The following is a 24,247-nucleotide window of genomic DNA, read 5'->3' as shown; positions in this document are numbered from 1 at the left end:
GGACGCCGTTGTCCGGATTCGGGAAACCTGATCGCGCGCCGACGTTGGCGTGCGTTACCCAGTGGTTAGCAGGAGGCGTGCCAGCGTTTGTGCACCGCAACAGTGCGCCTCAGCGCACCCCCGGCAACACGTCCGCCAGCGACAGCACCGCCTGCGCCACGTCGACCAGCCGCCGGTTCTGGTTCATGGCCATCTGGCGCAGGGTCTTGTACGCCTCGTCCTCGCTCATCGCGCGGTGCGCCATCAGCAGGCCCTTGGCGCGCTCGACGGCCTTGCGTTCGTTGAGCGAGGCGCGGACCGCATCGAGCTCGTCGCCCATGGCCTGCAGGCGTTGCGACTGCTCCTGCACCAGTTCGAGGATCGAGCGTTCCAGGTGCGGGCCGTACGGGGCCGGGGCGGCGGCGCTCGCCGCCTGCTGCGAAAGTTCGGCCAGCAGCGCTCGCTGGTCGCGCAGTTCGTCTCGGGCGCGCTCGATGCGGCTCGCGCACAGGCGCTGCAGGTGGCCGGCCAGCACGTCCTCCATGGCCCGCATCGCGTCGATGCGGCGCGTGGCCCATTCGTACCAGGCGTGGCTCAGCTCAGGGTCGAGGATGTGCCCGGTGCAGCCCACGCGGCGCATGCGCTCCACTTCGGCCAGGGCCAGCACGTCGCGCCCGGCTTGTTCGGCCTGCAGCACCGCCGCCTCGGAGAAAGCGGCGAACACCTGCAGGCAGGCTTGCTGCGACTCGATCAGGTGCTGCCATTGCTGCTGCCCGGCCGCGTCGATGCCGCCGCCGGCGAAGGCGCGCGCACCGAAAGCGCGCTCCTGGCCGGCGAACTCCTTGCCCTGCATGAAGTTGAACAGCGCCACCAGCGCGCGCGAGATCTCGGGGTCGGTGGCGGCATCGGCCGCTTCGAACACCACCGCCAGCAGGCCGTTCACCAGCCGCGTGTAGGCCGCCGAGGCGTCCGCGGGCGAGAGTTCGCGCGTGGCGACGCGCTCGCGCAGCGCGGGCAGCCCGTCCAGGCCGTGCAGCACGAAGGCGATGCGACTGAACAGGCGCGAACCGTTGCGCACGCGCGTGGCTTCGGTGTCGAGCTCGTCGAAGCGGCCCCGCGCTTCCTGCTCCACGACAGCGCATTCGTCCACCTGCGTCACGCGCTGCGTGGCGAAGCGCCGGCCCTGGGAGACGAGGTAGATGTTGGAAATGCCGCGCTCGCGCTGCAGCGCGTGGATGAAGCGCCCGATGGCGCCGACAAGCTCGCCGGTGCGCCCGAGCTGCTCGAGCTCGGCGATCTCGCACTGGCGGGCGGCAAGGAGGAAGCTGGATCCGGATCGCATTGACCCCCGGACAGCAGCAACAAGCATGCCGGGGCTAAACTCGCCGCATGATCGTGCTCGGCATCGAATCCTCCTGCGACGAGACCGGCGTGGCGCTGGTGCAAACCGGCGGCCAGCCCGTGCCGGCGCTGCTGGCGCACGCGCTGCACAGCCAGATCGAGATGCACCAGGCCTATGGCGGCGTGGTGCCGGAACTGGCCAGCCGCGACCACATCCGGCGCGTGCTGCCGCTCGCGCAGCAGGTGCTGGACGAGGCCGGCCGCACCGTCGCCGACATCGACGTCGTGGCCTACACCCGTGGGCCGGGCCTGGCCGGCGCGCTGCTGGTGGGCGCGGGCGTGGCCTGTGCCATGGGCGCGGCGCTGGGCAAGCCGGTGCTGGGCGTGCACCACCTGGAAGGCCACCTGCTGTCGCCCTTCCTCAGTGCCGACCCGCCGGAGTTTCCTTTCGTGGCGCTGCTGGTGTCCGGCGGCCACACGCAGCTGATGCAGGTGGACGGCGTCGGCCGCTACACGCTGCTGGGCGAGACCATCGACGATGCCGCCGGCGAAGCCTTCGACAAGTCAGCCAAGCTGCTGGGCCTGGGTTATCCGGGCGGCCCGGCCTTGTCGAAACTGGCGCAGCAGGGCGATCCCGCGGCTTTCAAGCTGCCGCGGCCGCTGCTGCACAGCGGCGACCTCGATTTCTCCTTCGCCGGCCTGAAGACGGCGGTGCTGACGCAGACGCACAAGCTGGCCGACCAGATGCAGGCGCGCAAGGCGGACCTGGCGGCCTCGACCGAGGCGGCCATCGTGGACGTGCTGGTGAAGAAATCGATGATGGCGCTGGACGCGAGCGGGCTGCAACGCATCGTGGTGGCCGGTGGCGTGGGCGCCAACCGGCGGCTGCGTGCGCAGCTGAACGCGGCCTGCGCGAAGCGGGGCGTGCGCGTGCACTACCCGGAACTGGCGCTGTGCACCGACAACGGCGCGATGATCGCGCTGGCCGCGGCGATGCGGCTGCAGTCGGGCGTACAGGAAGCCGTGGCGGATTACGCCTTCGACGTGCGGCCGCGGTGGCCGCTGCAGGACATCCACGCGTAAACGGCGGTCACCGGCCGAACCACTCCTGCCAGAAATCCAGGCAGGCCTTGATCTTCGGCAGCCTCTGCCGCGTGCCCGCCGTCACCGCGTACACCGGCACCGGCTGCAGCTCCACGAACTCCGCCAGCACCGGCACCAGCCGGCCTTCGCCCACCAGCACGTCGCCGACCAGCGTCGTCAGGCGGCCGATGCCCAGGCCCTGCACCACCATGTTGGCGATCATGCCCGTGTCGTTGGCGAACCACGCGCCGCGCGCGGGCACCACCACCGGCTCGCCATCGACCCGGAAGGGCCAGGCGTTGAGCACGGTGACCTCGCTGTTGGTGACGAGCCGGTGCCGCGCCAGTTCCTCCGGCCGCGCCGGCAGGCCGTGCGCCTTCGCATAGGCCGGTGACGCGTACAGCCCGCGGCCCAGCGTGCCGACCTGCCGCGCCACCACGGTCTCCGGCAAGGTGGTCACGGTGCGGATCGCGATGTCGATGCCTTCGCGCGCCATGTCCATTAGGCGGTCGGTCACCTGCAGGTCCACCTGCACCTCGGGGTGGCGCTGCGCCAGCAGCGGCAGGCTGGGCACCAGCTGGTACTGCGCGATGACCGTGCTGCAGGCCACCCGCACGCGGCCGCTCGGGCCGCCGGAGCGCAGCGCGAACTCGCCTTCCAGCTCCTCCATCGTCTCCACCGCGCGCCGGCTGTAGGCGAGGAAGGTGTGGCCTTCGTCGGTGAGCGACAGGCTGTGCGTGGAGCGCTGCACGAGCCGTGCGCCGCACGCCTTCTCCAGCCGCACCAGGGTGCGCGAGACCTGGCTCACGGGCACGTCGCGCTCGCGCGCGACGGCCGACAGGGAGCCCAGTTCGGCCACGCGCGCGAAGAGGGCCAGTTCGTCCAGCTGCAGTTTGCGCATGGCGCGCATGGTAGCGGTGCGGCGCTGTCCTTGCAGGGCGTGCAAAAGCGATTTGCCGGCAGCGGCGTTTCCGCCTGGGCGCTCGCTTCCTAGAGTCGAGGCCCCAAGGAGCGAACCATGGACTACCGCGATACCGAGGACTTCGCCAGGCTCAAGGAAGCCGCCGCGCTGCGCGCCCGCCAACTGCGCGGCGACGCGATCGACGCAATGTGGAACGCCATCGGCCGCGCGCTGCGCCGCGTGTGGACGGCGCTGCGGCGCGAGCGCCAGATCACGCTGGAGGCCTGACGCAGGCGCAGCGGCGGCACCTGGCCGTGGCCGCGTGATGCCCGTCAGGGCTTCGATGCCACCACGCGGTCCATGAATGCCCGCGCCACCGGCGACAACGAGCGCCCTGCACGGGTAATCAGCCCGACCGGCCGGGTCATGGCCGGACTCGTCAAAGGCACCGTCGCCAGCCCCTGGTGGTTCAGCAAGTGCAAGGCCAGCTTCGGCAGCGCCGTCACCCCCAAGCCCGCCAGCACCATCGCCCCGCCCGCCGCCACGCTGGGGAACACCAGCGCCTGGTGCACCTGCATTCCCTTGCGCAGGAACGCCGCATCGGTGATCGGCCGGATGCTGCTCTTGCTGCCGCTGGCGATGAAGGGCTGGCCGGCGAACACGGTCCACGGCACCGAGGAACGCGCCGCCAGCGGGTCGTCGGCCCGGCACACCAGCACGAAGGGATCGTCCATCCAGTGGCGGTAGCGCAGCGGCTCGTGTGGCGCCGGCCGCACGGTGATGCCGAAATCGGCGCGGCCTTCGTCGACCGCCGCGCGCACCACCTCCGCCGGCCCTTCCAGGAAGGAGAACTCCACCTGCGGATGCTCGCGGCGGAAGGCCGCGATGGCCGGCGGCAGCAAGGCCACGCCGGCCGAGGGCAGGGCGGCGATGGTCACATGGCCGCTGCGCCCTTCGAGGAACTGCGCCAGCTCGCCGAAGGCGCCATTGAAGTCCGCCAGGATGCGCTGGGCGATGGGCAAGAGCTCGCGGCCGGCCGGCGTGATCTCCACGTGGCGCGTGTCGCGGTCGAACAGGCGGGTGCCGACCGCGTCCTCGCACAGCTTGATCGTGCGGCTGAGGGCCGGCTGGGAGACGTGCAGCGCCTGGGCGGCGGCGCGGAAATTGCCGGTGCGCGCCACTTCGGCGAAGGCTTCCAGCTGCTGCAGGGTGAGGGGGATCTTCACGCGGGGACCTGATCCACTTTGCGGATCAGAGATATAGGAAGATTGTAATTCCCAGATCAATCGCCGCTGCCCAGAATGGCGCCCATGCAGAACATCCTGGCAGGCGTGCGGGTGCTGGAGCTGGGCCAGGTGCTGGCCGGCCCCTTCGCGGGCGCCATCTTCGCGGACCTCGGCGCCGAGGTGGTCAAGCTCGAACGCCCCGCAGGCGGCGACGACGCGCGCCACATGGGCCCGGCTTTCCGGCACGGCGACGCGCTCAACTTCCACATCTTCAACCGCGGCAAGAAGTCGGTCGCGATCGACCTCAAGAGCCCCGAAGGGCTGGCCGACTTCGAACGCCTGGCCGCCGACAGCGACATCCTGGTCCACAACCTGCGCGCCGGCGTGCCCGAGTCGCTGGGTATCGATGGACCGTCGCTGTGCGCGCGCCACCCGCGCCTCATCTACTGCGGCATCTCCGCCTTCGGCCACGCCGGGCCGATGGCGCAGCGCCCCGGCTACGAGCCGCTGGTGCAGGCCTTCAGTGGCCTGTCCAGCCTCAATGGCGGGCCGGACGACCCGCCCATGCGCAGCGGCGCATCGCTGTGCGACCAGGGCACCGGCATGTGGGCGGTGATCGCCGCGCTGGCGCTGCTGGAACGCCGCCACCGCACCGGCCGCGGCGGCGTGGTGCAGGCCTCGCTGCTGGAAACGGCGCTGGTCTGGAACGGCCAGAAGGCCGACGCCTTCGTCAACCAGGGCCGCCTGCCGGACCGGCACCGCTCGGGCCATCCGGGCTTCGTGCCCTACGAGGCTTTCGACACGGCGGACCTGCCGGTCCTCATCTGCTGCGGCAACGACCGCCTGTTCGCCAAGCTGGCGCAGGAGCTGGGGCGCCCGGGCTGGGTGGAAGACCCGCGCTTCGCCACCAACCGCTCGCGCCTGCAGAACAAGGCGGAACTGCTGGCGCAACTGGAGCCGCTGCTGCGCGAGCAGCCGCGCGCGACGTGGCTGGAACGCTTCGAAGCAGCTGGCGTGCCCTGCGCGCCGGTGCACACGGTGCCCGAGGCGCTGGCGCATCCGCAGGTGCAGGCGCTGGGCCTGCTGCAGCCGGTACCGGACGAAGACTTCTCGCTGACGGCGCTGCCGATCACGGTGGACGGCGAGCGCCCCACGCACCAGGGCCCGGCGCCGCGCCTGGGCCAGCACAACCCCGACTACGGACTGAAAAACCATGGCTGATTTCCCCCGCCGCGTCCACATCCACGAGGAAGGCCCGCGCGAGGGCTTCCAGATCGAGCAGGGCCCCATCGCCACCGCGGACAAGGTGCGCTTCATCGAGGCGCTGGCCGGCACCGGCGTCGCCGAAGTGCAGTGCGTGTCCTTCGTCGACCCGAAGCGCGTGCCGCAGATGGCCGACGCCGAGGAAGTGGCGCGTGCGATCCAGCGCCGCGAGGGCGTGCGCTACACCGGCCTGTGGCTGAACCTGCGCGGCATGCAGCGCGCGCGCAAGACGCCGCTGGACATTGGCGGCCAGGTGGGCTTGAGCGCTTCCGAAAGCTTCTCGGTGCGCAACAACGGCAAGGACACCGAAGGCCTGCTCGCCGCGCACCGCCAGACGCTGGACTACCTGGTCGAGAACGACATCCCGCTGGTCTCCGGCATCGTCACCACGGCCTTCGGCTGCAACCTCGAAGGCGCGATCCCGGTGGAGCGCGTGGTGCAGCAGGCCGAGCGCCTGCTGGCGGTGGTCGGCGAATACGGCATGAAGCTGCCGGTGCTGCGCCTGGCCGACACGGTGGGCTGGGCCAACCCGCAGGCGATCGCCGCGGTGGTGGGCGCCGTGCGCGAGCGCTGGCCCGAGCAGCGCATCGGCCTGCACCTGCACGACACGCGCGGCACCGCCATGGCCAACGCGCTCATGGGCCTGCAGATGGGCGTGGACACCTTCGACAGCGCCTGTGGCGGCCTGGGCGGCTGCCCCTTCGCCGGCCATGCGGGCGCCGCTGGCAACATCTGCACCGAAGACCTCGCCTTCCTCTGCGAAGAGATGGGCATAGCAACCGGCATCGACCTCGAGGCGCTGGTCGAATGCGCGCGCCTCGCCGAAAGCATCGTGGGCCATCCGCTCCCCGGCAAACTGATGCGCGGCGGCACGCTGGCCCGCTTCCGCCACTGAACAGATCACAACAGGAGACAACATGCAGTTTTCGCTTTCCCGCCTGCTGGCCGCCGCCGGCCTGCTGGCCGCGGCTCTCGCCGCGCCGCCAGCACTGGCCCAGAACTATCCCAGCAAGCCGATCACCATCGTCGTGCCCTTCGCGGCCGGCAGCGGCACCGACCAGCAGGCGCGCGTGATGGCGCAGGCGCTGACCGAGGAATACAAGGTGCCGGTGCTGGTGGACAACCGCGCCGGCGCCAGCGGCTTCATCGCCGCGCAGTACGTGGCCAAGGCGGCGCCGGACGGCTACACCGTGCTGATGACGACGAACACGACGCACGCGGCCAACGAGCACCTGTTCAAGAAGCTGCCCTACGACCCGGTGAAGGACTACACGCCGGTGGCGCTGCTGTCCAAGGGCCACATGTTCCTGCTGGTGAGCCCGAGCTCGCCGTACAAGACGGTCGGCGACCTGCTGGCCGCCGCGCACAAGCAGCCGGGCAAGCTCAATTTCGGCAGCGGCAGTTCGTCCAGCCGCGTGGCCAGCGAGATGCTGAAGCAGATGGCCGGCGTCGACATGGTCAACGTGCCGTACAAGAGCAACCCGATGGCGATCACCGACCTGATCGGCGGCCAGGTGAACTTCATGTTCGCCGACGCGCCCACCGCGCTGCCGCAGGTGAAGTCCGGCAAGCTGCGCGCGCTGGCCGCGAGCGGCAACAAGCGCATGGCCTCCGCACCCGATGTTCCGACCGTCGAAGAGGCCGGCGTCAAGGGCTACGACATGTCCTACTGGACGGCCGTGTACCTGCCTCCGGGTGCTTCGCCCGCGCTGGCGAAGCAGTTGAACGAGATGATGCTGAAGGTCTCCGCCGCGCCTTCCGTGATGGCCTTCCAGGTGCAGACCAGCCAGGACGTGGCGACCAGCACGCCCGAAGGCCTGGCGAAGTTCCAGGCGGCGGAGTCGCAGAAGTGGGGGAAGATCATCAAGGCGGCGGGGATCGAGCCGGAGTGACCTGGTCCCTGTCATCCCGGGCTTGACCCGGGACCCACGAAGAAAAGCCCGCGTCAGCGGGCTTTCTGCTTCGCGGGAGGACGGCGCTTACTGCACGGCGATCGTGCGCGAGGTGACGACGGCCTTCTTCTTGCCCAGCGTCAGCGTCAGCACGCCGTTTTCCAGCTTGGCGCTGGTCGCGTCGGCGTCGATCTCGGCCGGCAGCTCGTAGGCGGCGCTGAACTGGCGCGCGGCTTCCTGGGCGGTCTTCAAGCGGACCACGGTGCCGTCGACTTCGATGGCCAGCTGCTCGCGGGCGACGCCCGGCAGGTCCAGCGACAGGGTCCACGCTTGCTCGTTCTGTTCGACCTTCAGGGCGCCGGAGGCCGGGGCGAAGGAGTCGGCGAGGAAGCGCTCGAAGCTGCGGTCGAAACCACGGGTGGCGGGAGCGAAAGCGCGGGTGCGAAGGGCGGGGGCGAAAAACATATCCACTACTCCTGAAGTGTCCTGAAATCGGTTGGCTTGCGGGGCGCTGTGGTACGTGGCATTACCAGTCCTCGCGTCCCTTACACTGCGCGGCTCCCGTTTCCGTCGAGCGCCGCATGTTCCCCATCTGCGCATCGCGAAGCGCATTTCAAGGACCAGCCACGCATGAATAAATTTCGCCGCCACCTCTTGAAAACACTGGCCGCGGCGGCATGTCTGCCCGCCCTGGCCAGCGCGCAGGGCGCCCCCATCAAGGTCGCCATGATCGAAGGCTTCTCGGGCGGCAATGCCAACGGCGGCGAGTCCATGTTCCGCAACATCCACTGGGCGATGGAGCGCGTCAACCAGCGCGGCGGCGTGAAGACCCGCGACGGCCAGCGGCAGCTGCAGCTGGTGCGCTACGACAGCAAGGGCCAGATCGAGGAAGCGCTCGCCGCGCTGCGTTCCGCCATCGACGACGGCGCGCGCATCGTGCTGCAGGGCAACTCCTCCGCCGTCGCCGCGGCGCTGGTGGAAGCGATCAACAAGCAGAACGAACGCGACCCGCAGCGGCGTGTCGTCTACCTCAATTACGCCGCGGTCGACCCGGCGCTGACCAACGAGAAGTGCAGCTTCTGGCACTTCCGCTTCGACGCCCATGCGGACATGCGCATCGCCGCGCTGATGTCGGTGCTGCGCGAGGACCAGGCCGTGAAGTCGGTGTACCTGGTGAACCCCGACTACAGCTTCGGCCAGGGCGTGGCGCGCGAGGTGCGCCGCCAGCTCGCGCTGCAGCGGCCCGACGTGAAGATCGTGGCCGACGAACTGGTGCCGCTGGCGCGCATCAAGGACTTCGCGCCCTATGCGGCGAAGATCAAGGCGAGCGGCGCGGACGCCGTCATCACGGGCAACTTCAGCAACGACCTCACGCTGCTGGTGAAGGCGGCGCGCGAGTCCGGCTTCGACGGGCGCTTCTACACCTTCTACGGCAATGCGCTGGGCGCGCCGGCGGCGATCGGCGATGCCGGCATCGGCAAGGTGATCGCCGTGGCCGACTGGCTGCCCAACGTGCCGTCGGCGCAGAGCGAGGCCTTCATGCAGTCCTTCCGCAAGCGCTTCCCCGATCCCGCGGACGACTATGTGCACATGCGGCTGCAGCTGATGGTGGAGGCGCTGGCGCAGTCCATCGAGAAGGCCGGCACGACCGACGCGGTGCCGCTGGCGAACGCGCTGGAGCATGCGTCGGTGTCCTTCGCCGGCTGGGTGGGCACGATGCGCGCGGCCGACCACCAGTTCCAGCAGCCGCTGGTGGTGGGCGTGATGGACCGCCAGGGCGCGCCGGGCGTGAAGTTCGACGTGGAAGGCTCCGGCTACGGCTTCCGCGTGGTGCGGCAGTTCCCGCCGCCCAAGGTCGAAATGCCGACGTCCTGCAAGATGGTTCGGCCGACCTGAATTCGAAGGCAGGACGCAAAGGTCGCAAAAGAACGCAAAGCTCGCAAAGGAAATCCAATTTCATTTGGATGTCCTTTTGCGGTTTTTGCGAAACCTTTGCGGCTTTTGCGTCCGGCAGTCCGGTTTTTCCGCTTCGCGGACAATCCACGCCATGCGCCAAACCGTCCTCGACCTCGAAGAATCCAAGATCCGCGAAGTGGCCAATGCCGGCATGGGGCGCAGCGACGTGCTGGCCTTCTGGTTCGGCGAGAGCGACGAGGTGACGCCGGACTTCATTCGGCAGGCGGCCATTGCTTCGCTGCAGGCGGGCGAGACCTTCTACTCCCACAACCTGGGGCTGCCGGAACTGCGCGAGGCGATCTCGGCGTACACCAGCAAGCTGCACGGCCCGGTCGGTGTGGAGCGGATCGCCGTCACGTCCGGCGGCGTCAGCGCCCTGATGCTGGCGGTGCAGGCGGTGGTGGATGCCGGCGATGAAGTCGTGGCGGTCACGCCCGTGTGGCCCAACCTCACGGCCCAGGCGCAGATCATGGGCGCGAACCTCAAGCGCGTGTCGCTGCAGCCCGAAGGCGGCGCCTGGAAGCTGGACCTGCAGCGCCTGCTGGCAGCCATCACCCCGGCCACGCGGCTGCTGATCGTCAATGCCCCCAACAACCCCACCGGCTGGACGCTGAGCCGGGACGAGCAGAAGGCCGTCCTGGAGCACTGCCGCGCTACCGGCACCTGGATCCTGGCCGATGAGGTGTACGAGCGGCTGTACTACGAAACCACGCCCAACGGCTGTGCCCCGAGCTTCCTGGACGTGGCGGGGCCGGACGACCGGCTGATCGTCGCCCACAGCTTCTCCAAGAGCTTCCTGATGACCGGCTGGCGCCTGGGCTGGCTGGTGATGCCGCCGGCGCTGACCCACCACATGGGCAAGCTGATCGAGTTCAACACCTCCTGCGCCAGCGTGTTCACCCAGCGGGCCGCGGTGGAGGCCATGCGCCGCACCGACGAAGTGACGCCCCGGGTCGTGGCGCACCTGAAAACCTGCCGCGACACCCTGGTGCCGCTGCTGCAGGCGCTGCCGGGCGTGGAGCTCAGCCCGGCCAAGGGCGGCATGTACGCCTTCTTCAAGCTGGCCGGTTACGACGATTCGCTGGCCCTGGCCAAGCGGCTGGTGGCCGAGGCCGGGATCGGACTGGCGCCCGGCAACGCCTTCGCGCCGGAGGCCCAAGGGTGGCTGCGGTGGTGCTTCGCCTCGAAGGACGTGGCGCGGCTGGGGCAGGGCGTCGATCGGCTGGCCACCTGGTTGGCGAGGTAATTTGCGGCGTCGATCCCGGGTCCAGCCCGGGATGGCAACTCAAGCTATAATCCCCAGGTTCTGCACCCCGCAGAGCGCACGTTGGGTCTGCAATTCCGGCTCCCAACGCAAGTCAACAATCTCTTAAGGAACCTCATGACCGCCCTCAACAAGGCAGAAGTCGTCGCCGCTCACGCGCGCGGCACCAATGACACCGGTAGCCCGGAAGTGCAGGTCGCGCTGCTGACCGCCCGCATCAACGAGCTGACCCCCCACTTCAAGACCCATGCCAAGGACCACCACGGCCGCCGTGGCCTGCTGCGCATGGTGAACCGCCGCAAGAGCCTGCTGGCGTACCTGAAGAACAAGGACGCCGAGCGCTACACGGCGCTGATCGGCAAGCTGGGCCTGCGCAAGTAAAGCGCATCCCCAAGACGGACGCCTGAGACGATTCACGGATCGCTCAGGCGTTTTTTACTTCGGAGCATCGGACAGACGCTGTGTCATTCCTCAAGGGCTAGCGGCGAACCCTTCAGGAATGGCATCGTGTCCGAACCTCCGGCCACAAGAGAAAGAGAAAAGCCATGAGCATCTTCAACAAGGTCACCAAGACGTTCCAGTGGGGCAACCACACCGTCACGCTCGAAACCGGCGAGATCGCGCGCCAGGCCTCCGGCGCCGTGCTGGTGAACATCGACGACACGGTGGTGCTGGCCACCGTCGTCGGCTCCAAGACCTCCAAGCCGGGCCAGGACTTCTTCCCCCTGACCGTCGACTACATCGAGAAGACCTACGCCGCCGGCAAGATCCCCGGCTCGTTCTTCAAGCGTGAAGCCAAGCCCTCCGAGCTGGAGACGCTGACCAGCCGCCTGATCGACCGCCCGATCCGCCCGCTGTTCCCCGAAGGCTTCTACAACGAGGTGCACGTGGTCATCCACACCATCTCGCTGAACCCCGAAGTCGACGCCGACATCGCCGCCATGATCGGCGTGTCCGCCGCGCTGGCCATCTCCGGCCTGCCGTTCAACGGCCCGATCGGCGCCGCCCGCGTGGGCTACGTCAACGGCGAATACGTGCTGAACCCCGGACCGTCCGAGCGCAAGAACTCGCAGCTGGACCTGATCGTCGCCGGCACCGAATCCGCCGTGCTGATGGTGGAATCCGAAGCGCAGCAACTGTCCGAGGAAGTGATGCTGGGCGGCGTGGTGTTCGGCCACGAGCAGGGCAACATCGCCATCAACGCCATCCACGAACTGGTGCGCGAAGCCGGCAAGCCGGTGTGGGACTGGCAAGCGCCCGCCAAGGACGAAGACTTCATCGGCAAGGTCACTGGCCTGGCCGAGGAGAATATCCGCGCTGCCTACCAGATCCGCTCCAAGCAGGCCCGCACGCAAGCACTGCGCGAAGCCACGGCTTCGGTGCACGCCGCGCTGAAGGAGCAGGGCACCGAGTTCGATCCGATCAAGGTCGACAACCTGCTGTTCGACATCGAAGCGCGCATCGTGCGCAGCCAGATCCTGAACGGCGAGCCGCGCATCGACGGCCGCGACACCCGCACCGTGCGTCCCATCGAGATCCGCACCGGCGTGCTGCCCCGCACCCACGGCTCCGCCCTGTTCACGCGCGGCGAAACCCAGGCGCTGGTCATCTCCACGCTGGGCACCGAGCAGGACGCGCAGCGCATCGACGCGCTGGCCGGCGAATACCAGGACCGCTTCCTGTTCCACTACAACATGCCTCCCTTCGCCACCGGTGAAGTGGGCCGCATGGGCAGCACCAAGCGCCGCGAAGTGGGCCACGGCCGCCTGGCCAAGCGCGCGCTGATCCCGCTGCTGCCTTCGAAGGAAGAGTTCCCCTACGTGATGCGCGTGGTCTCCGAGATCACCGAGTCCAACGGCTCGTCCTCCATGGCTTCCGTCTGCGGCGGCTGCCTGGCGCTGATGGACGCCGGCGTGCCGATGAAGGCCCACGTGGCCGGCATCGCCATGGGCCTGATCAAGGAAGCCAACCGCTTCGCCGTGCTGACCGACATCCTGGGCGACGAGGACCACCTCGGCGACATGGACTTCAAGGTGGCCGGCACCGTCAACGGCGTGACCGCCCTGCAGATGGACATCAAGATCCAGGGCATCACCAAGGAAATCATGCAGGTCGCCCTGGCCCAGGCCAAGGAAGCGCGCATGCACATCCTGGGCAAGATGCAGGAAGCCCTGGGCGAGGCGAAGACCGACGTGTCCAACTTCGCGCCGCGCCTGTACACGATGAAGATCAACCCGGAAAAGATCCGGGACGTGATCGGCAAGGGCGGCGCCGTCATCCGCGCGCTGACCGAAGAGACCGGCACGCAGATCGACATCGCCGAAGACGGCACCATCACGATCGCCTCCACCGACGCCGACAAGGCCGAAGAGGCGAAGAAGCGCATCGAGCAGATCACCGCCGAAGTGGAAATCGGCAAGGTCTACGAAGGCCCGATCACCAAGATCCTGGACTTCGGCGCCCTGGTCAACCTGCTGCCCGGCAAGGACGGCCTGCTGCACATCAGCCAGATCGCCCACGAGCGCGTCGAGAAGGTCACGGACTACCTGTCCGAAGGCCAGGTCGTGAAGGTCAAGGTCCTGGAGACCGACGACAAGGGCCGCGTCAAGCTGTCCATGAAGGCCCTGCTGGAGCGTCCGGAAGGCATGCCCGAGCGCGAGCCGCGTGGCGACCGTGGCGATCGCGGCGACCGTCCCCCGCGCGGCGAGTACCGCGGTGACCGTGGCGATCGCGGCGACCGTGGCGACCGTGGTGATCGTCCCCCGCGCGAATCGCGTGAGTCCCGCGAACCGCGTGGCGAGCAGCAGCCGCCGCGCGAACCGCGCGAGTCCTCGCCCGAGCAGCAGGAGCAGGGCGCGCCCAAGGGCGACACGCAGCAGTAAGCCATGAAGGCGATCGAGATCCAGCAGTACGGCGCACCGGAAGTCCTGCGCGCCGGCGAGCGGCCCGACCCCCAGCCGGGGGCGGGCGAGCTGCTGATCCGCGTCTGGGCCAGCGGCGTCAACCGGCCGGACGTGCTGCAGCGCATGGGGCACTACCCCGTGCCGCCCGGCGCGTCCGACATCCCGGGCCTGGAAGTGGCGGGCGACATCATCGGCGGCGACGCCCAGGCGATGGCGCAAGCCGGCTTCAAGCTGGGTGACCGCGTCTGCGCGCTGGTGGCTGGCGGCGGCTACGCGCAACTGTGCGTGGCGCCCGTCGGCCAGTGCCTGCCTATCCCCCGGGGCCTGAACGACATCGAGGCGGCTTCGCTGCCCGAGACCTTCTTCACGGTCTGGAGCAACGTCTTCGACCGCGGCCGCCTGCAGGCCGGTGAAACCTTCCTCGTGCAGGGTGGCACCAGCGGCATCGGCGTGACCGCGATCCAGATGGCCAAGGCCATGGGCGCGACGGTCATCGCCACGGCGGGCACCGACGACAAGGTCAAGGCCTGCCGCGAGCTCGGCGCCGACCACGCGATCAACTACAAGACCCAGGACTTCGTCGAGGAGACGAAGAAGCTCACCGGCGGCAAGGGCGTGGACGTGATCCTCGACATGGTCGCCGGCGCCTACGTCGCGCGCGAGGTCGAGTGCCTGGCCGAGGACGGCCGGCTGGTGATCATCGCCATCCAGGGTGGCACCAAGTCGGAATTCAACGCCGGCCTGGTGCTGCGCAGGCGCCTGACCATCACTGGCTCCACGCTGCGGCCGCGGCCGGTGGGCTTCAAGGCGGACATCGCCGCCGCGCTGAAGCGCAACGTGTGGCCGCTGATCGAAGCGCGCAAGATCAAGCCGATCATCCACAGCACCTTCCCGGCGGAAGACGCCGCCCGGGCGCACGCGCTGATGGAATCGAACCAGCACATCGGGAAGATCGTGCTGACGTGGTAGTGGCTGAGGGACGGATGACCAAGAAGAAGCTGATTGCCGGCAACTGGAAGATGAACGGCAACCTGGAGGCCAACGACGCGCTGGTGCGCGCGGTGGCCGCCGGCATGAAGGAGGCGGCCTGCGACGTGGCGGTCTGCGTGCCCGCGCCTTTCCTGGCGCAGGTGCAGATGCTGCGCCACGGGTCGAAACTGGACCTGGGCGCGCAGGACGTGTCGCAGCACGCCTCGGGCGCCTACACCGGCGAGACCAGCGCGGCCATGCTGCGCGAGTTCGGCGTGCGCTACGCCATCGTCGGCCATTCCGAACGCCGCCAGTACCACGGCGAGACCGATGCGCTGGTGGCCGAGAAGGCCAGGACGGCGCTTGCCCACGGCATCACGCCCATCGTCTGCATCGGCGAGACGCTGGCCGAACGCGAAGCCGGCAAGACCGAGGAAGTGGTGAAGCGCCAGCTGGCCGCCGTCATCCACGTCAACGGCCATTGCATCAGCGAGATCGTCGTCGCCTACGAACCGGTCTGGGCCATCGGCACCGGCAGGACGGCGACGCCGGAGCAGGCGCAGCAGGTGCATGCCTTGCTGCGCAAGCAGCTGGCCGCCGCCACGGAACACGCCGGGCGCGTCCAGATCCTTTATGGCGGCAGCATGAATGCCGCCAACGCCGCCAGCCTGCTCGCGCAGGCGGACATCGACGGCGGCCTGATCGGCGGCGCGTCCCTGAAGGCCCCCGATTTCCTGCAGATCATTGCCGCCGCCAACGCTTCCCAGCGCTGAAGCGGCCACGAACGAAAACTACGGAGTTATTCCATGCAAGCCATCACGACCATCGTGCTCGCCATCCAGATGCTGTCGGCCCTCGGCATGATCGGCCTCATCCTCCTGCAGCACGGCAAGGGCGCCGACATGGGCGCCGCCTTCGGCAGCGGCGCTTCCGGCAGCCTGTTCGGCGCCACCGGCAGCGCGAACTTCCTGTCGCGCACCACCGCCGTCCTGGCCGCCGTGTTCTTCGCCTGCACGCTGCTGCTCGCGTATTTCAGCCACAGCGTGGCGCCCACCACGGGCGGCTCCAGCGTGCTGGAACGCGCCGCGGTCCCGGCCGCCTCGCCGGCCGCCGCCAACGCATCAGCCCCCGCTGCGGCCGGCACCGCCGGCCAGATCCCGGGCGGCCCGGCCGGCGTGCCCGCCACCAGCAGCGCGCCCGGCACGGCGATGCCGGCGGCACCGGCGGCTTCCGGCGCGGGCCAGATTCCGACCAAGTAAGCTGACAAGCTCCCAAACCCCGCTGCAGCACGGCAGTGGGGCGTCTCCTTCGGAGTACAATCAGTAGTTGTCCTGAATCGCACATGCCTCCAGCTCTTGGCGAGGCAAATTCCTCAAGCGATGAGGGGCGCAGTGCACGATTGCCGTCGTGGTGAAATTGGTAGACACGCTATCTTGAGGGGGTAGTGGCGAAAGCTGTGCGAGTTCGAGTCTCGCCGACGGCACCAAATACAACAGCCTGCCCGGCCAAGGTCAGGGCAGGCCTCCAAGATTCCAAGAGCCTCGCCCCAGATGAACCTCGACCAGTACCTTCCTGTCCTCCTGTTCATCCTCGTAGGGGTCGGAGTAGGCGTCGCGCCCCAAGCCATCGGCTGGACCATCTCGAACGTCATCGGCGTTCACAAGCCCGACGCGCAGAAGAACTCCCCCTACGAATGCGGCTTCGAGGCCTTCGAGGACGCGCGCATGAAGTTCGACGTGCGCTACTACCTCGTCGCCATCCTCTTCATCCTGTTCGACCTCGAGATCGCCTTCCTGTTTCCGTGGGCGGTCGCGCTGAAGGAAATCGGCGCGGTCGGCTTCTGGGCCATGATGATCTTCCTGGCCATCCTGGTGGTGGGCTTCATCTACGAGTGGAAGAAGGGCGCGCTCGACTGGGAGTGATCCCTCCCGGAGCCCTTCACTGATTTCGAAAGTTTCCGATGGCAAACCAAGGCATTCTTGAAAAAGGTGTCGTGACCACGACCGTGGACACGGTCATCAACTGGGCCAAGACCGGCTCGCTGTGGCCCATGACCTTCGGCCTCGCCTGCTGCGCGGTCGAAATGATGCACGCGGGCGCCGCCCGCTACGACATCGACCGCTTCGGCATGTTGTTCCGGCCCAGCCCGCGCCAGTCCGACCTGATGATCGTGGCCGGCACGCTGTGCAACAAGATGGCGCCGGCTCTGCGCAAGGTGTACGACCAGATGGCCGAACCGCGCTGGGTGCTCTCCATGGGCACCTGCGCCAACGGCGGCGGCTACTACCACTACAGCTACTCGGTGGTGCGCGGCTGCGACCGCATCGTGCCGGTGGACGTCTACGTGCCCGGCTGCCCGCCGACGGCCGAGGCGCTGCTGTACGGAATCATCCAGCTGCAGCAGAAGATCCGCCGCACCCAGACGATCGCCCGCGCATGATCATCGCCACCTCCCCCGAAAGCACCCGTGACGCAGTGGTCGCCGCCCTCGGCGACAAGGCCAAGCGCGTGGACCTCGCGCTGGGCGAAGTGACCGTCGTCGTCACGGCGCAGAACTACACGGAAGCCTGCCGCATCCTGCGTGACGGCGAAGGCTGCAAGTTCGAGCAGCTGCAGGACCTGTGCGGCGTCGACTACAGCGAATACCGCATGGGCGACTACGACGGCCTGCGCTACGCAGTCACGTCGCACCTGCTGTCCGTCAGCCTGAACCAGCGCGTGCGCATCCGCGTGTTCGCGCCCGACGACGACCTGCCCGTCGTGGACTCGATCACGCCCGTGTGGAACGCGGCCAGCTGGTTCGAGCGCGAAGCCTTCGACCTGTACGGCATCGTCTTCGAAGGCCACGACGACCTGCGCCGCCTGTTGACCGACTACGGCTTCATCGGCCACCCCTTCCGCAAGGACTTCCCGGTGTCGGGCCACGTCGAAATGCGCTACGACCCCGAGCGCGGCCGCGTGATCTACCAGCCGGTGACGATCGAGCCGCGCGAAATCGTGCCCCGCATCATCCGCGAGGACAAGTACGGGGAGGGGATGCAGTGAAAACGGGATCGGGAACGGACTTCCGGACGCAAAGGGCGCAAAGGAACTCAAAGGACGCAAAAAATCCTTTGATGTCCTTTGGCGTTCTTTGCGCAACTTTTGCGTCCTTTGCGTCCGGAAGTTCCGGCTGCTAGACCATGGCTGAAATCAAGAACTACACCCTCAACTTCGGCCCGCAGCACCCGGCAGCGCATGGCGTGCTGCGCCTGGTGCTGGAGCTGGACGGCGAAGTGATCCAGCGCGCCGACCCCCACATCGGCCTGCTGCACCGCGCCACCGAAAAGCTGGCCGAGACCCGCACCTACATCCAGAACCTGCCCTACATGGACCGCCTCGACTACGTGTCGATGATGTCCAACGAGCACGCGTACTGCCTGGCCGTCGAAAAGCTGCTGGGCGTCGAAGTGCCGATCCGCGCGCAGTACATCCGCGTCCTGTTCTCCGAGCTCACGCGCCTGCTCAACCACCTGATGTGGCTCGGCGCGCACGGCATGGACTGCGGCGCGATGAACATGCTGATCTACTGCTTCCGCGAGCGGGAAGACATCTTCGACATGTACGAAGCGGTCTCCGGCGCGCGCATGCACGCAGCCTACTTCCGTCCGGGCGGCGTCTACCGCGACCTGCCGGACACGATGCCGAAGTACACGGCGAACAAGATCCGCAACCAGCGCGAGATCGAGCGCATGAACGAAGACCGGCACGGTTCGCTGCTGGACTTCATCGACGCCTTCACCAAGCGCTTCCCGAAGTACGTCGACGAATACGAGACGCTGCTGACCGAGAACCGCATCTGGAAGCAGCGCACCGTGGGCATCGGCGTGGTCACGCCCGAGCGCGCGCTGAACCTGGGCTTCTCCGGCCCGATGCTGCGCGGTTCCGGCATCGTGTGGGACCTGCGCAAGCACCAGCCCTACGAGGTCTACGACCAGATGGACTTCGACATCCCCATCGGCAAGACGGGTGACTGCTACGACCGCTACCTGGTCCGCGTGCAGGAATTGCGCGAATCGAACAAGATCGTCCAGCAGTGCGTGGCCTGGCTGCGCGCGAACCCGGGCCCCGTCATCACCGACAACCACAAGGTGGCGCCGCCCTCGCGCGAAAGCATGAAGAGCAACATGGAGGAGCTGATCCACCACTTCAAGCTCTTCTCCGAAGGCATGCGCGTGCCGGAAGGCGAGTCATACGCGGCCGTCGAGCACCCGAAGGGCGAGTTCGGCATCTACATCGTGAGCGACGGCGCCAACAAGCCCTATCGCATGAAGATCCGTCCGCCGGGGTTCGCGCACCTCGCCGCGATGGACGAAATGTCCCGCGGGCACATGATCGCCGACGGCGTCGCGATCATCGGAACCATGGACATCGTGTTCGGAGAGATCGACCGATGATTTCGGAATCCACCAAGAATCGCTTCGCCAGGGAAGTGGCGAAGTACCCGGCGGACCAGAAGCAGTCCGCCGTCATGGCCTGCCTGGCGATCGTCCAGCAGGAGCAGGGCTTCGTCAGCAAGGAGTCCGAGCAGCAGATCGCCGATTACCTCGGCATGCCCGCCATCGCGGTGCACGAGGTGACGACCTTCTACAACATGTACAACCAGAAGCCGGTCGGCAAGTACAAGCTGAACGTCTGCACCAACCTGCCTTGCCAGCTGCGCGACGGCCAGAAGGCGCTGCAGCACCTGGAAAAGAAGCTGGGCATCGCCATGGGCGAGACCACGGCCGACGGCCTGTTCACGCTGCAGCAAAGCGAGTGCCTGGGCGCCTGCGCCGACTCGCCGGTGATGCTGGTGAACGACCGCACGATGTGCAGCTTCATGACCAGCGAAAAGCTCGACCAGCTGGTCGACGGGCTGAAGGGTGCCAAGTGATGAACGCTGAACAAGTTCTCGCGCAGTTCCAGGCGACGGGCGTCCAGACCTGCTTCCATGGCCGCCACATCAACCCGCAGATCTACGCGGGCCTGGACGGCACCAACTGGCGCCTGAAGGACTACGAGGCGCGCGACGGCTACCAGGCGTTGAAGAAAATCATCGCCGACGGCCTGACGCAGGACCAGGTGATCGCCACCGTCAAGGAAAGCGCGCTGCGCGGCCGCGGCGGCGCCGGCTTCCCCACGGGCCTGAAGTGGAGCTTCATGCCCCGCCAGTTCCCCGGCCAGAAGCACCTGGTGTGCAACTCGGACGAGGGCGAGCCGGGCACCTGCAAGGACCGCGACATCCTGCAGTTCAACCCGCACATCGTCATCGAGGGCATGATCATCGCGGCCTACGCGATGGGCATCTCCATCGGCTACAACTACATCCACGGCGAGATCTTCCAGACCTACGACCGCTTCGAGGAAGCGCTGGAAGAAGCCCGCGCGGCCGGCTACCTGGGTGACAAGATCCTGGGCAGCAACTTCAATTTCCAGCTGCACGCGTTCCACGGTTTCGGCGCCTACATCTGCGGCGAAGAAACGGCGCTGCTCGAGTCGCTGGAAGGCAAGAAGGGCCAGCCGCGCTTCAAGCCGCCGTTCCCGGCCAGCTTCGGCCTGTACGGCAAGCCCACCACGATCAACAACACCGAGACCTTCGCGGCGGTGCCCTGGATCATCCGCAACGGCGGCCAGGCCTACCTCGATTGCGGCAAGGCCAACAACGGCGGCACCAAGATCTTCTCGGTGTCCGGCGACGTGGAAATGCCCGGCAACTACGAAGTCCCCCTGGGCACGCCCTTCAGCAAGCTGCTGGAACTGTGCGGCGGCGTCCGCGGCGGCAAGAAGCTCAAGGCGGTGATCCCCGGCGGTTCGTCCGCCCCGGTGCTGCCCGCCGACATCATGATGAACTGCACGATGGACTACGACTCCATCGCCAAGGCCGGCTCCATGCTGGGCTCGGGCGCGGTCATCGTCATGGACGAAACGCGCGACATGGTGGAAAGCCTGCTGCGCCTGTCCTACTTCTACATGCACGAATCGTGCGGCCAGTGCACGCCCTGCCGTGAAGGCACGGGCTGGCTGTGGCGCGTGGTGGACCGCATCCACCACGGCGTCGGCAAGCCGTCCGACATCGACCTGCTGAACTCCGTCGCCGACAACATCCAGGGCCGCACCATCTGCGCGCTGGGCGATGCCGCCGCGATGCCGGTCCGGGCGATGATCAAGCACTTCCGCCACGAATTCGAGGCCAAGATCAAGAAGGCCGAGGCCGTCACACAATGATTGAGATCGAACTCGACGGACAGAAGGTCCAGGTGCCGGAAGGCAGCATGGTGATGCATGCTGCCGACAAGGCCGGTTCCTACATTCCGCACTTCTGCTACCACAAGAAGCTCTCCATCGCCGCCAACTGCCGCATGTGCCTGGTGGACGTGGAGAAGGCGCCCAAGCCGATGCCGGCCTGCGCCACCCCCGTCACCAACGGCATGATCGTCCGCACCAAGAGCGACAAGGCGATCAAGGCGCAGCAGTCGGTGATGGAGTTCCTGCTGATCAACCACCCGCTGGACTGCCCGATCTGCGACCAGGGCGGCGAATGCCAGTTGCAGGACCTGGCCGTGGGCTACGGCGGCTCCGCTTCCCGCTACCAGGAAGAGAAGCGCGTGGTCCTGCACAAGGACGTCGGCCCGCTGATCTCCATGGAGGAGATGAGCCGCTGCATCCATTGCACCCGCTGCGTGCGCTTCGGCCAGGAAGTGGCCGGCGTGATGGAGCTGGGCATGATCCACCGCGGCGAGCACAGCGAGATCACCACGGTGCTGGGCGACACGGTCGATTCCGAAGTGTCCGGCAACATGATCGACCTGTGCCCGGTCGGCGCGCTCACCAGCAAGCCGTTCCGCTACAGCGCGCGGCCCTGGGAACTCTCGCGCCGCAAGAGTGTGAGCCCGCACGATTCCGAAGGCGCCAACCTGATCGTCCAGGTCAAGAACAACAAGGTCCTGCGGGTCCTGCCGTTCGAGAACAACGACGTCAACGAATGCTGGCTGGCCGACCGCGACCGCTTCTCCTACGAAGCGCTGAACGGCAACGAGCGCCTGACCGCCCCCATGCTGAAGCAGGGCGGCGAGTGGAAGACGGTCGACTGGCAGACCGCGCTGGAATACGTGGCCAACGGCCTGAAGCAGGTCAAGCAGCAGCACGGCGCCAAGGCGATCGGCCTGCTGGCCAGCCCGCACAGCACGGTGGAAGAACTGTTCCTCGCCGCGCAGGTGCTGCGTGGCCTGGGCTCCGAGAACATCGACTACCGCCTGCGCAACGCAGAATTCACGACGAACGAAGGCGCGTCACAGGACGCACCTGCGGTGCGGTGGCTCGGTACGACCATCGCCTCGCTGTCGACGCTGCAAGGCGCGCTGGTGGTCGGCTCCAACCTGCGCAAGGACCACCCGCTGTTCGCGCTGCGCATGCGTTACGCCGTGCGCACCGGCGCCAAGCTCTCCGTCATCCACGACCGCGACGACGATTGGGCGATGAACATCGCCGGCAAGTCCATCGTTCCGGCCGGCCAATGGACGCAAGTGCTGGCCGACGTGGCCACCGCCATCGGCAACGAGAAGGGCAGCAAGGCTCCGCTGCAGGGCAACGCCACCGACGCCGCCAAGGCGATCGCCGCGACGCTGCTGTCCGGCGAGCGCAAGGCCATCCTGCTGGGCAACGCCGCCGCGCACCACCCCAGCGCTTCGTCGCTGCTGGCCCTGGCCAGCTGGATCGCCGACCAGATCGGCGCCACCGTGGGCTACCTCACCGAAGCCGCCAACACCGTTGGCGCGCAACTGGTGAAGGCGCTGCCGGGGCAGGGCGGCCTGAACGCCGGCCAGATGCTGGCGGGCGGCCTGAAGGCTGCGATCCTGTTGAACAACGAGCCGGAGTTCGACTCCGCCGCCGGCGCCAAGGGCGCCGCCGCCATCGGCCAGGCCGACATGGTGGTGACGCTCAGCCCGTTCAAGGCCAACATGGACATCAGCGACGTGCTGCTGCCCATCGCGCCGTGGACCGAGACGCCCGGCACCTTCGTCAACGCCGAAGGCCGCGTCCAGGGCTTCCACGCCGTGGTCAAGCCGCTGGCGGAAACCCGCCCGGGCTGGAAGGTGCTGCGCGTGCTGGCCAACCTGCTGGGCCTGCCAGGCTTCGAATACGAGTCTTCGCAGGACGTGCTGGAAGCGGCGCGCGGCAAGGCCGACGCCGGCCAGGACCTGGTGCAGGGCGGCCTGCTGTCCAACAAGACCAGCGCTGCCGCCTGGCTGGGCGACACCAACGCCCGCCCGGTCAGCGCCGCCATCTACCAGCTGGACTCCATCGTGCGCCGCGCGCCTTCGCTGCAGCTCACGGCCGACGCCCGCGTGGCGAACGAGGTGGCTGCATGATCGAAAGCATCTACGGCTTCGGCAACGGCCTGATCGCCGCGCCCTGGTGGACGGGGGCCGGCTGGCCCATCGTCTGGACGCTGATCAAGATCATCTGCGTCGTGCTGCCCCTGATGGGTTGCGTCGCGTACCTCACGCTGTGGGAACGCAAGGCGATCGGCTGGACGCAGATCCGCCCCGGCCCGAACCGCATTGGCCCCTTCGGCCTGCTGACGCCGATCGCGGACGCGCTCAAGCTGATGACCAAGGAGATCATCCTCCCGACGGTCGCCAACAAGGGCTTGTTCCTGCTGGGCCCGGTCATGACCATCATGCCGGCGCTGGCCGCCTGGGTGGTTATCCCCTTCGGTCCTGAAGTCGCGCTGTCCAACATTAACGCCGGCCTGCTGTTCATGATGGCCATCACCTCGCTCGAGGTGTACGGCGTCATCATCGCCGGCTGGGCGTCGAACTCGAAGTACGCCTTCCTGGGCGCGCTGCGCGCCTCGGCCCAGATGGTCAGCTACGAAATCGCCATGGGCTTCTGCTTCGTGGTGGTGCTGATGGTCGCCGGCAGCCTGAACATGACGGACATCGTCATGCAGCAGGGCCGCGGCATGTTCGCGGACAGGGGCATCGGCATCCTGTCCTGGAACTGGCTGCCGCTGCTGCCCATCTTCGTCGTGTACTTCGTCTCCGGCCTGGCCGAGACGAACCGCCACCCCTTCGACGTGGTGGAAGGCGAATCGGAAATCGTGGCCGGCCACATGATCGAGTACTCGGGCATGTCCTTCGCCATGTTCTTCCTGGCGGAGTACGCCAACATGTGGCTCGTCTCCATCCTGGCGGTCATCATGTTCCTGGGCGGCTGGCTGCCTCCCATCGACGCCCCGATCCTGAACCTGATCCCCGGCTGGATCTGGCTGGGCGCCAAGACCTTCGTCATGGTCACCATGTTCCTGTGGGTCCGGTCGACCTTCCCGCGCTACCGCTACGACCAGATCATGCGCCTGGGCTGGAAGATCTTCATTCCGGTCACGCTCGTGTGGCTCGTCGTCATCGGGGCGTGGATGCAAACGCCTTACAACATCTTCAAATAAA

The 24,247-nt window shown here is 67.7% G+C and carries 24 protein-coding genes and 1 tRNA gene; 21 read left to right on the top strand and 4 right to left on the bottom strand.

Annotation, left to right across the window (positions count from 1 at the left end; translation table 11 throughout):
• Nucleotides 1–109: 109 nt before the first annotated feature.
• Nucleotides 110–1,321, bottom strand: coding sequence for a nitrate regulatory protein (locus HHL11_RS22075; protein WP_169420714.1), 1,212 nt, complete (start codon nt 1,319–1,321; stop codon nt 110–112).
• 47 nt (nt 1,322–1,368) lie between these two features.
• Between HHL11_RS22075 and tsaD the strand changes: the two genes are divergently transcribed.
• The gene (gene tsaD / locus HHL11_RS22070) at nt 1,369–2,403 is read left to right on the top strand and encodes a tRNA (adenosine(37)-N6)-threonylcarbamoyltransferase complex transferase subunit TsaD (RefSeq protein ID WP_169420713.1); all 1,035 of its coding nucleotides are present in this window, start codon (nt 1,369–1,371) and stop codon (nt 2,401–2,403) included.
• A gap of 7 nt (nt 2,404–2,410) precedes the next feature.
• On the opposite strand, the gene HHL11_RS22065 is transcribed toward tsaD, so the two are convergent.
• Nucleotides 2,411–3,304: a LysR family transcriptional regulator gene (locus HHL11_RS22065; RefSeq protein ID WP_169420712.1), complete on the bottom strand. Its 894-nt coding sequence runs from the start codon at nt 3,302–3,304 to the stop codon at nt 2,411–2,413.
• Nucleotides 3,305–3,421: 117 nt separating this feature from the next.
• On the opposite strand from HHL11_RS22065, the gene HHL11_RS22060 reads away from it, so the two are divergent.
• Entirely contained in the window at nt 3,422–3,592 is a 171-nt protein-coding gene (locus HHL11_RS22060; RefSeq protein WP_169420711.1) for a hypothetical protein, read from the top strand.
• Nucleotides 3,593–3,636: 44 nt separating this feature from the next.
• Here the strand turns inward: HHL11_RS22060 and HHL11_RS22055 are convergent, their stop codons facing one another.
• The gene (locus tag HHL11_RS22055; RefSeq protein ID WP_169420710.1) at nt 3,637–4,530 is read right to left on the bottom strand and encodes a LysR substrate-binding domain-containing protein; all 894 of its coding nucleotides are present in this window, start codon (nt 4,528–4,530) and stop codon (nt 3,637–3,639) included.
• A gap of 84 nt (nt 4,531–4,614) precedes the next feature.
• On the opposite strand from HHL11_RS22055, the gene HHL11_RS22050 reads away from it, so the two are divergent.
• From HHL11_RS22050 to HHL11_RS22040, 3 genes are read left to right on the top strand one after another with little or no spacing between them, the layout of a single operon-like run.
• Complete coding sequence (locus tag HHL11_RS22050) at nt 4,615–5,751, top strand: CaiB/BaiF CoA transferase family protein (protein WP_169420709.1); 1,137 nt, start codon at nt 4,615–4,617, stop codon at nt 5,749–5,751.
• Nucleotides 5,744–6,688: a hydroxymethylglutaryl-CoA lyase gene (locus HHL11_RS22045; protein ID WP_169420708.1), complete on the top strand. Its 945-nt coding sequence runs from the start codon at nt 5,744–5,746 to the stop codon at nt 6,686–6,688. The genes HHL11_RS22050 and HHL11_RS22045 overlap by 8 nt, the downstream gene beginning before the upstream one ends.
• Nucleotides 6,689–6,710: 22 nt before the next feature.
• Nucleotides 6,711–7,685, top strand: a complete 975-nt coding sequence (locus HHL11_RS22040; RefSeq protein ID WP_169420707.1) for a Bug family tripartite tricarboxylate transporter substrate binding protein — start codon at nt 6,711–6,713, stop codon at nt 7,683–7,685.
• Nucleotides 7,686–7,772: 87 nt separating this feature from the next.
• Here the strand turns inward: HHL11_RS22040 and HHL11_RS22035 are convergent, their stop codons facing one another.
• Complete coding sequence (locus HHL11_RS22035; RefSeq protein WP_169420706.1) at nt 7,773–8,150, bottom strand: Hsp20/alpha crystallin family protein; 378 nt, start codon at nt 8,148–8,150, stop codon at nt 7,773–7,775.
• A gap of 165 nt (nt 8,151–8,315) precedes the next feature.
• On the opposite strand from HHL11_RS22035, the gene HHL11_RS22030 reads away from it, so the two are divergent.
• The 16 genes from HHL11_RS22030 to nuoH all read left to right on the top strand — a co-directional run bounded on the left by HHL11_RS22030 (nt 8,316) and on the right by nuoH (nt 24,246).
• On the top strand, nt 8,316–9,581 hold the full coding sequence (locus tag HHL11_RS22030; RefSeq protein ID WP_169420705.1) for a branched-chain amino acid ABC transporter substrate-binding protein: 1,266 nt from the start codon (nt 8,316–8,318) through the stop codon (nt 9,579–9,581).
• 142 nt (nt 9,582–9,723) lie between these two features.
• Nucleotides 9,724–10,887: a pyridoxal phosphate-dependent aminotransferase gene (locus HHL11_RS22025; protein ID WP_342593268.1), complete on the top strand. Its 1,164-nt coding sequence runs from the start codon at nt 9,724–9,726 to the stop codon at nt 10,885–10,887.
• Nucleotides 10,888–11,022: 135 nt separating this feature from the next.
• Complete coding sequence (gene rpsO, locus HHL11_RS22020; RefSeq protein WP_169420703.1) at nt 11,023–11,286, top strand: 30S ribosomal protein S15; 264 nt, start codon at nt 11,023–11,025, stop codon at nt 11,284–11,286.
• A 164-nt stretch (nt 11,287–11,450) separates the two neighbouring features.
• Nucleotides 11,451–13,787, top strand: coding sequence for a polyribonucleotide nucleotidyltransferase (gene pnp / locus HHL11_RS22015; RefSeq protein ID WP_169420702.1), 2,337 nt, complete (start codon nt 11,451–11,453; stop codon nt 13,785–13,787).
• A 3-nt stretch (nt 13,788–13,790) separates the two neighbouring features.
• Complete coding sequence (locus tag HHL11_RS22010; RefSeq protein ID WP_169420701.1) at nt 13,791–14,777, top strand: NAD(P)H-quinone oxidoreductase; 987 nt, start codon at nt 13,791–13,793, stop codon at nt 14,775–14,777.
• A gap of 14 nt (nt 14,778–14,791) precedes the next feature.
• Nucleotides 14,792–15,550 carry a triose-phosphate isomerase gene (gene tpiA, locus HHL11_RS22005; RefSeq protein ID WP_169420700.1) on the top strand — a complete coding sequence of 253 codons (759 nt, stop codon included), beginning with the start codon at nt 14,792–14,794 and terminating at the stop codon, nt 15,548–15,550.
• A gap of 33 nt (nt 15,551–15,583) precedes the next feature.
• Nucleotides 15,584–16,036 carry a preprotein translocase subunit SecG gene (secG, locus tag HHL11_RS22000; protein WP_169420699.1) on the top strand — a complete coding sequence of 151 codons (453 nt, stop codon included), beginning with the start codon at nt 15,584–15,586 and terminating at the stop codon, nt 16,034–16,036.
• Nucleotides 16,037–16,178: 142 nt separating this feature from the next.
• Nucleotides 16,179–16,263: transfer RNA gene (locus HHL11_RS21995), tRNA-Leu, on the top strand.
• A 64-nt stretch (nt 16,264–16,327) separates the two neighbouring features.
• On the top strand, nt 16,328–16,699 hold the full coding sequence (locus tag HHL11_RS21990) for an NADH-quinone oxidoreductase subunit A (RefSeq protein WP_169420698.1): 372 nt from the start codon (nt 16,328–16,330) through the stop codon (nt 16,697–16,699).
• Between the two features lie 38 nt (nt 16,700–16,737).
• Nucleotides 16,738–17,217, top strand: coding sequence for a NuoB/complex I 20 kDa subunit family protein (locus tag HHL11_RS21985; RefSeq protein ID WP_169420697.1), 480 nt, complete (start codon nt 16,738–16,740; stop codon nt 17,215–17,217).
• On the top strand, nt 17,214–17,822 hold the full coding sequence (locus tag HHL11_RS21980) for an NADH-quinone oxidoreductase subunit C (RefSeq protein WP_169420696.1): 609 nt from the start codon (nt 17,214–17,216) through the stop codon (nt 17,820–17,822). The genes HHL11_RS21985 and HHL11_RS21980 overlap by 4 nt, the downstream gene beginning before the upstream one ends.
• Before the next feature lie 137 nt (nt 17,823–17,959).
• A complete protein-coding gene (locus tag HHL11_RS21975) occupies nt 17,960–19,213 on the top strand; it encodes an NADH-quinone oxidoreductase subunit D (protein WP_169420695.1) in 1,254 nt (417 codons plus the stop codon).
• Entirely contained in the window at nt 19,210–19,692 is a 483-nt protein-coding gene (gene nuoE, locus HHL11_RS21970; RefSeq protein ID WP_169420694.1) for an NADH-quinone oxidoreductase subunit NuoE, read from the top strand. Before HHL11_RS21975 ends, nuoE begins: the two co-directional genes overlap by 4 nt.
• Nucleotides 19,692–21,023, top strand: coding sequence for an NADH-quinone oxidoreductase subunit NuoF (gene nuoF / locus HHL11_RS21965; RefSeq protein WP_169420693.1), 1,332 nt, complete (start codon nt 19,692–19,694; stop codon nt 21,021–21,023). The genes nuoE and nuoF overlap by 1 nt, the downstream gene beginning before the upstream one ends.
• The gene (gene nuoG / locus HHL11_RS21960) at nt 21,020–23,167 is read left to right on the top strand and encodes an NADH-quinone oxidoreductase subunit NuoG (protein ID WP_169420692.1); all 2,148 of its coding nucleotides are present in this window, start codon (nt 21,020–21,022) and stop codon (nt 23,165–23,167) included. The genes nuoF and nuoG overlap by 4 nt, the downstream gene beginning before the upstream one ends.
• The gene (gene nuoH, locus HHL11_RS21955) at nt 23,164–24,246 is read left to right on the top strand and encodes an NADH-quinone oxidoreductase subunit NuoH (RefSeq protein WP_169420691.1); all 1,083 of its coding nucleotides are present in this window, start codon (nt 23,164–23,166) and stop codon (nt 24,244–24,246) included. Before nuoG ends, nuoH begins: the two co-directional genes overlap by 4 nt.
• Nucleotide 24,247: the final 1 nt, after the last annotated feature.

The organism is Ramlibacter agri, assembly GCF_012927085.1.
Lineage (GTDB): Bacteria > Pseudomonadota > Gammaproteobacteria > Burkholderiales > Burkholderiaceae_C > Ramlibacter > Ramlibacter agri.
Note: the sequence above shows the minus strand (reverse complement) of the source record. Positions and strands in the feature narration are given on the sequence as shown.